The sequence below is a fragment of the Streptomyces sp. NPDC046203 genome, from assembly GCF_040646255.1.
Lineage (GTDB): Bacteria > Actinomycetota > Actinomycetes > Streptomycetales > Streptomycetaceae > Streptomyces.
In genome coordinates this window covers 87,361-94,678 of sequence record NZ_JBEYZX010000024.1, presented here as the reverse complement: position 1 = coordinate 94,678, position 7,318 = coordinate 87,361, and the positions used below count along the sequence as shown (strand labels likewise).

Here is a 7,318-nt window from a genome sequence, read left to right as displayed (position 1 = left end):
CGCCCGGTTACATTCCGAACCCGGAAGCTAAGCCTTTCAGCGCCGATGGTACTGCAGGGGGGACCCTGTGGGAGAGTAGGACGCCGCCGAACAATTTTTGTGGGGAAGCCCCGCACCTTATGGTGCGGGGCTTTTCTGCGTTTACGGGCCGATACCGCGAGGACCCCGGTCGGGGAGCCCCATGGCCGGCAAGGTCAGCGGCGGCGAGGCGGCGTGAGTTTGTCGAGGTCGAGGCTGATCTCGAAGGGAACCGTACGGCGGAGGGTGTTCCGGAAGATGCCGGCGGGCGCGCGGCGGATGCATCCAGTCGGGCAATGCGGTCATGGGGGCACGGTAGTGGAAGCGGTCGTGGCCGGTGGGAGGATGCGGGGACGGTACGAGAGGGGCGGGCGCGTGGGGCGTGGGGAGCGGGAGGCGGTCGCCGACGGGGTGCGGCTGTACGAGGCGGCGCGGGCCGTGGCCGGTGATCACGCGCGGGCGGTCGACGCCGTACGGGCCGCGCTGAAGCCGCTCCACGACGCGGCGGTCGCGCGCGAGCTCGACGCCCTGCCCGTCTCCCGGCTGCAGGATGTCACCGAGGGGCGGCTGCGGCTGGGGCAGGTCGAGAAGAACGGTTTCGGCACGGTCGGGCGGGTGCTCGACGCCGGCTCCTATCGGCTGCGGCAGATACCCGGGGTCGGGCAGCGTACGGCCGATCAGGCGCTGGCCGCCGCGCGCCGGCTGGCCGAGGCCGTGCACGAGACGGTCGCCGTGCGCATCGACGTCGACCGGCCCGAGCCGGACACCACCGCGCTCGTGACCGCCCTGCACGTCCTGGTGGAGGCCGGTCCCGGGGCCCGGCGCGCGGTGGACCGCGCGGTGGCGCTGGCCGAGCGGATCGGTCCGCCGCTCGCCGACGCGAAGCCCGCCGCGGGGCGGTTCCGGATGCTGCTGGCCGGTCAGGAGAAGCGGGCGCGGGCCCTGGCGGCGGTCGCCGAGGTCCGTGAGCTGACGGAGGAAGCGGCGCGGGAGGAGTTGCCCGAGCTGTTCGCCCAGGCCTCGGTGGACCTGCTGCGCGGACCGGCGTCCGAGGTCGCGGCGTGGGTGGACTTCGAGCTGCGCTCCGCCGAGTACTACAGCCTGCTCGCCGAGATCTCCGGCCGGCTGCCGGACGCGGCCGCCGCCGAGGGGTTCCTGCCGGAGGGCATCGCCGAGCGGGTGCGCGCCCAGCAGCTCGACGACACCCACCGGCGGGTCTCGCTGCGCGGCTACCAGGCGTTCGGCGCCCGCTTCGCCCTCGCCCAGCGCAAGGTGGTCCTCGGCGACGAGATGGGGCTCGGGAAGACGATCCAGGCGATCGCCGTCCTCGCGCACCTGGCCGCCGAGGGGCAGAGCCACTTCGTCGTGGTGTGTCCGGCGAGCGTCCTCGTGAACTGGACCCGGGAGATCGAGGCCCGCAGCGCCCTGCGGGTCGTGGTGCTCCACGGGCCCGACCGGCACGAGGCGTTCGCGGACTGGAAGGGACGGGGCGGGGTCGGGGTGACCACGTACGAGGCGCTGCGCGGATTTCCGGCGCCGGGTGGCGGGGAGGTCGGGCTGCTCGTCGTCGACGAGGCGCACGCGGTGAAGAACCCGCAGGCCAAGCGGTCCCAGGCGGTCGCGCTGTGGGCCGAGCGCTGCGAGCGCGCCCTGTTCATGACCGGGACGCCGATGGAGAACCGGGTCGGGGAGTTCCGCAATCTGGTCGGGATGCTCGATGCCGGCGTAGCGGACACCCTCGGCGGGCAGGGCGGACCGGTCGGGTCGGTCGCTTTTCGCCAGGCCGTCGCGCCCGTGTACCTCCGGCGCAACCAGGAGGACGTGCTGACGGAACTCCCGAGCCTCCAGCGGACCGACGAGTGGGAGCAGCCGAGCGCGTCGGACGACGCGGCGTACCGGGAGGCCGTGCACGCCGGCAACTTCATGGCGATGCGCCGGGCCGCCTACGCGCGTCCCACGGGCTCCGCCAAGCTGGAGCGGCTGCGCGAGATCGTCCGGGAAGCCGGTGAGAACGGGCAGAAGACGGTGGTCTTCTCGTACTTCAAGGACGTGCTGAGCGTGGTGAAGGACGCGCTCGCCGCGGAACTCGCCGGCGGTGGGGCGACGGTGTGCGGTCCGCTCGACGGTTCGGTTCCGGCGGCGCGGCGGCAGGGGATCGTCGACGAGTTCGCCGCCGTGCCGGGGCCCGCGGTGCTCTTGGCCCAGATCCAGGCGGCCGGCGTCGGGCTCAATATGCAGGCCGCCTCCGTCGTCGTGCTCTGCGAGCCGCAGATCAAGCCGACCATCGAGCACCAAGCGGTGGCGCGGGCCCATCGGATGGGCCAGGTCAGGCCGGTCCGCGTGCACCGGCTGCTGGCCACCGGGGGCGTGGACGAGCGGCTGGTCGCGATGCTGGAGGAGAAGAACCGGCTCTTCGACGCGTATGCCCGGCGCAGTGCCGTGGCCGAGGCGGATCCCGACGCCGTCGACGTGTCGGACACCGAGCTGGCCCGCCGGATCGTCGAGGAGGAGCAGGCGCGTCTCGGGGCCGTGGGTCCGAGCGAGGGCCGGCCTGTGGCAGATCGGCCCTGACCCGGGGGTGATCGGACTCCGGCCGTCCGGTCGCGTGAGGACGGCGTGAGGGTGCCGGGTGGGCGGCGAAGTCGCAGGTGAGCGGGCGGCAAGAGGGCGTTAGCGGTACGCAAGCCGGACGGCAAGGGCGGGCGCGACAGTAGAGGTGGCACCGAGTGCGGGGCCGTCCGAACTGAACCGGGGGAAGAAGGACCATGCGCAACCACCGTAAGAACTCCAAGAACACCGTCCTGGCCGTCGCTGCCGTCGCCGCCCTGTCGCTGGGCCTCACCGCCTGTGGCGGCGGGGACGACAAGGGCCGGGACGAGGGCGCCGGGGCCGCCTCCGTCCCCGCTTCGGCCTCCGCGTCCGCCGGCGCCGCGGCCGCGAACGGCTCGCAGGACTCCACCGCGACGGACACGTCCGGTACGACCACCGAGGCCACCACCGCCTCCACCTCCGGCGGCTCGAAGAGCAGCGGTTCGGGCACCGGCGGTTCGGCTTCCTCCGGCAAGGCCGCGGCCCCGGCCGCCGCCAAGGCTTCGGGCTCCACACCGAGCTGCACGTTCAAGGACGTGAAGGTCACCGCGGAAAAGGCCGACGAGGTGCCGACCGAGCACATCACGCTCACCGCGAAGAACATCTCCGGCCACTCCTGCCGCCTTGAGGGCTACCCGCTGCTCGCGTTCGGCCAGATCCAGACCGCCAAGGACATCCCGGCCGTCGCCAAGAGCAAGCCGGCCGCCCCGGTCGTCCTGGCCGCGGGCGCCCCGGCGTACGCGAACGTGCGCATCGCCAACGGTGGTGTCCACGAGGACAACAAGGTCGTCACCTCCTTCAGCGTCAACTTCTTCACCGGTGGCGCGCCCACCGAGGGCAGCGTCGACGTCAAGGCTCCGGCGGGCGGTCTGGCCGTGGACGAGGCCGTCGCCAAGACGGGCTACTGGACGTACGAGCTGCGCAACGGCGCCGACGAGTTCTGAGCCGGCGAGTTCTGAGACGGCGGGCTCTCGCACGGCTGGTGAGGCCCCGGGCGGCGGGCTCTCGGTTAGTCCCCGGCCTCGGCCCACCGGCCCGGAAGCGGGACATCCGGAAACCCGGAACCCGGGCGGCTCCTCGCGCGTCCTCCTGGCCATGAAGGACGGAATCGGCTGTCTTGCCCTTCTGGGCGGCTTCCTGACCGGATTCCTGGTCTGGGGGATGGGTGCGGGTCCCGCGCTGGCCGGGGGTTTCGAGGGGGAGGGGCGGAACTTCAGCGTGCTGTGGGTGCAGTTGCCGGTGTTGCTGGTCGTCACGCCCGCCCTCACGCTCGCCGTCTGGGCGCTGCTGCGCCGTCGGCGGCCCGCGCTGCTCGCCCTGGCGCTGGCGGCGACCCTCCTCGCGGCCGGATGGCTGGGTTCGGAGTGGATGGCGACGGCCAAGCCCCGGATCGCGTACGAACAAGGGGCCTGACGGTCGGGCCCGATGTTTCTCGGTGAACCCTCCTCCGTACTCCTGCGGTTCGCGCTCGGCGCGTCCCGCGAGGAGTGCTTCGAGGAGTGCTTCGAGGAGTGCTTGGAGGAACGCTTCGAGGGGGAGCGGGCCGTGCTCGTCCGGTACGCGGCGCACGGCACCTAACGGACCGGCTGAGGTCCTTCCTCCGGCGGGGCCGCGAGGCCCGTCTTCGCGCCCGCCCCGCACAGCGGTACGACGGTGCTGCCGGGGCGCGGTGGGTTGGCGCGGACGGCGGCCCAGCAGGCGACGCCGGTCGGTTCCACGTACAGTCCGCGTCGGGCCAAGTCGAGTTGTGCCGAACGGAGTTGCTCCTCCGTCACGGTGAGGAAGGTGCCGGCGGTGGCGCGGACCGCGCGCAGGATCTGCGCGGCGCGCGGCGGGTTCGGGATGGCGATGCCCTCGGCCAGGGTGGGCCGGGCGGCGGCCGGTTCGGGCAGGTCGTCCGCACCCGCGTGGAAGGCCGCGGCGAGCGGCGAGACGGCCTCGGCCTGGACCGCGACGAGCGCGGGCTGGCGGTCGACGAGCCCGTGGCCGTACAGTTCCTCGATCGCGAGGGCCGCACCCAAGAGCAGGGTGCCGTTGCCGACGGGGACGACCAGGGTGTCCGGGAGCCGGCCGCCGAGGTCCTCCCACAGCTCGTACGCGTACGTCTTCGTCCCGTGCAGGAAGTGCGGGTTGTACACGTGCGAGGCGTAGAACACCCCCGGCTCGTCGGCGGCCAGCCGGGTCGCGCGGGCCGTCGCCTCGCGGTCCCCGGGGACGATCACCACGCGGGCGCCGTGCGCGCGGATCTGCTCCAGCTTCTTCGGTGACGTGCCCTCGGGGACGTACACGGAGCAGTCGAGACCGGCGCGGGCGCAGTAAGCGGCCACGGCCGTACCGGCGTTGCCGCTGCTGTCGGCGATGACCGTGTCGGGGCCGAGGCGGCGGGCCAGCTCGGCGAGCATCACCGCGCCGCGGTCCTTGAACGACAACGTCGGTGACAGGAAGTCGAGTTTGGCGGACACCGTGTCGGTCAGCGGGACCAGGGGCGTGCGTCCCTCGCCGAGGCTGATGTGCGGGATCTCGGTGGCGAGCGGAAGGGCTTCCGCGTAACGCCACAGTGAATTCACGCGGGACGGCAGGGCCTTCGGGTCCACCGGGGCGGCGGTGAAGTCGAGGTCCCAGGGGCCCCGGCAGCGCGGGCAGCACCAGGTGAGAGCGGATGCGGGGGCGTGGACCCGGCAGCGGGCGCATACGTAGGCCGTCATGGCCGCAAGTCTGTCAGCCGTGTGTCGGCCGTGTGGCGCGACGCTCGGGACTCTTGTGCGATTCCCATGAGTCGGTCAATCTTTCGTGAAGTACCCGGACGTGACGAGCGGCGCGGACCTCTCCGTGTCTTCTTGTCATGCCCATGAAGATTCGCGGCTGTTCATCAAAACGGGCACCGCCCCGCGTCATCCGGTGCCGCACCCCCACAGCAACGCACCACCAATGAGGAGGACCCCTCACATGACCGTGATGCGTGACTCACGCCGCAGGCTCGCCGCCGTCGGCGCCATGGCCGTCGCCGCCCTCGCCCTCGGCTCCCTCTCCGGCCTGCCGGCCGCCGCCGCCCAGAGCCCCGCCGAAGGCGTGGTCCTGAACGCCGGCGCGGAAGGGACCGTCCCCGGCAGCTACATCGTCACCCTGCGCGACTCCGCCACCCGCGCGGACTCGGCGCAGGGCCGAGCCGTCGCGACGAAGTTCGGCGCCAAGATCAAGCGGACGTACCACGCCGCGCTCAACGGCTACGCGGTCGAACTCTCCGAGGCGCAGGCCAGAAAGCTTGCCGCCGACCCGGCGGTGGCCTCCGTCAGCCAGGATCGCGTCTTCACCATCGACGGCACCCAGCCCTCCCCGCCGTCCTGGGGCCTCGACCGGATCGACCAGAAGGCGCTGCCGCTCAACCAGAGTTACACCTACCCGGACAGCGGCGGGCAGGGCGTCACCGCGTACATCATCGACACCGGCGTCCGCATCACCCACAGCGACCTCGGCGGCCGTGCCTCCTACGGCTACGACGCCATCGACAACGACGACACCGCGCAGGACGGCCACGGCCACGGCACCCATGTCGCCGGAACCGTCGCGGGCAACTCGTACGGTGTCGCCAAGAAGGCGAAGATCGTCGGTGTCCGGGTGCTCAACAACTCCGGTTCCGGCACCACCGCCCAGGTCGTCGCGGGCATCGACTGGGTGACCGCGAACGCGGTGAAGCCGGCCGTCGCGAACATGAGCCTCGGCGGCGGGGTCGACAGCGTCCTCGATGCCGCGGTGCGCCGCTCGATCGCCTCCGGTGTCACCTACGCCGTCGCCGCCGGCAACGAGACCGACAACGCGGCCAACCACTCGCCGGCCCGCGTTGCCGAGGCCATCACGGTCGGCGCGACGACGTCCACCGACGCCAAGGCCAGCTACTCCAACTACGGTGCCGGTCTCGACCTGTTCGCGCCGGGCTCGTCCATCACCTCGTCCTGGAACACCAGCGACACGGCCACCAACACCATCTCGGGCACGTCGATGGCCACCCCGCACGTCGCGGGCGCCGCGGCCCTCTATCTGGCGGCCAACCCGACCGCGACCCCGGCCCAGGTCGAGGCGGCCCTGACCGCGGCCGCCACCCCGAACGTGGTGACCAGCCCCGGCACCGGCTCCCCGAACCGGCTGCTGTACGTGGGCACCGGCGACTCCACCCCGCCGCCCACCGGCGCGCGCTTCGAGAACAACACGGCGTACGCGATCAACGACAACGCGACCGTCGAATCCCCGATCACCGTCACCGGAGTCACCGGCAACGCCCCGGCCACCCTCCGGATCCCGGTGAACATCACCCACACCTACATCGGTGACCTCCAGATCCAGCTGATCGCCCCCGACGGCACGGCCTCCACGCTGAAGGCGTCCGGCACCGGCGGCAGCACCCGCGACATCGACACCACGTACAGCGTCGACGCCTCGGCGAAGACCGCGAACGGCACGTGGAAGCTGCGGGTCACGGACAACTACACGTACGACACCGGCCGGATCAACTCCTGGGCGCTGCAGTTCTGATCCGGGCGGTTCCGATCTGACGCGGGCGCGCGCGGAGCGGGAATGAGGAGGGCGGTCGCCGTGACGGCGACCGCCCTCTTCGGTGTGTGCCGGGGCCGGTGGAGTTCGACCCGAGGGCCCGAAGGCCGTCGTACCGCTGTCGGACGGTCGGCCGGCGGTGTCGGCGGTGTCGTCGGCGCCGGCG

General features: G+C 72.4%; 6 protein-coding genes, 1 rRNA gene and 1 pseudogene. 6 read left to right on the top strand and 2 right to left on the bottom strand.

Annotated features, from left to right (window positions below; genetic code table 11):
* Positions 1 to 92, top strand: a 5S ribosomal RNA gene (gene rrf / locus ABZ990_RS18980); the annotation flags it as partial.
* 102 nt (positions 93 to 194) lie between these two features.
* On the opposite strand, the pseudogene ABZ990_RS18975 reads toward rrf, so the two are convergent.
* Positions 195 to 290 (bottom strand): annotated as a pseudogene (locus ABZ990_RS18975) (Uma2 family endonuclease); the annotation flags it as partial.
* A gap of 73 nt (positions 291 to 363) precedes the next feature.
* Between ABZ990_RS18975 and ABZ990_RS18970 the strand changes: the two are divergent.
* The 4 genes from ABZ990_RS18970 (at position 364) to ABZ990_RS18955 (ending at position 4,185) form a co-directional block, all read left to right on the top strand.
* Positions 364 to 2,589: a DEAD/DEAH box helicase gene (locus ABZ990_RS18970; RefSeq protein ID WP_361232377.1), complete on the top strand. Its 2,226-nt coding sequence runs from the start codon at positions 364 to 366 to the stop codon at positions 2,587 to 2,589.
* 194 nt (positions 2,590 to 2,783) lie between these two features.
* Positions 2,784 to 3,551 (top strand): DUF4232 domain-containing protein, encoded by a 768-nt coding sequence (locus tag ABZ990_RS18965; protein ID WP_361232374.1) that lies wholly within the window; start codon positions 2,784 to 2,786, stop codon positions 3,549 to 3,551.
* Between the two features lie 151 nt (positions 3,552 to 3,702).
* Entirely contained in the window at positions 3,703 to 4,020 is a 318-nt protein-coding gene (locus ABZ990_RS18960; protein ID WP_361232371.1) for a hypothetical protein, read from the top strand.
* A gap of 12 nt (positions 4,021 to 4,032) precedes the next feature.
* Positions 4,033 to 4,185 (top strand): hypothetical protein, encoded by a 153-nt coding sequence (locus tag ABZ990_RS18955; protein WP_361232368.1) that lies wholly within the window; start codon positions 4,033 to 4,035, stop codon positions 4,183 to 4,185.
* Here the strand turns inward: ABZ990_RS18955 and ABZ990_RS18950 are convergent.
* Positions 4,182 to 5,312, bottom strand: coding sequence for a threonine synthase (locus ABZ990_RS18950; protein WP_361232365.1), 1,131 nt, complete (start codon positions 5,310 to 5,312; stop codon positions 4,182 to 4,184). The genes ABZ990_RS18955 and ABZ990_RS18950 overlap by 4 nt on opposite strands.
* A 241-nt stretch (positions 5,313 to 5,553) precedes the next feature.
* Between ABZ990_RS18950 and ABZ990_RS18945 the strand changes: the two genes are divergently transcribed.
* Positions 5,554 to 7,134 carry a S8 family serine peptidase gene (locus tag ABZ990_RS18945; protein WP_361232362.1) on the top strand — a complete coding sequence of 527 codons (1,581 nt, stop codon included), beginning with the start codon at positions 5,554 to 5,556 and terminating at the stop codon, positions 7,132 to 7,134.
* Positions 7,135 to 7,318: the final 184 nt, after the last annotated feature.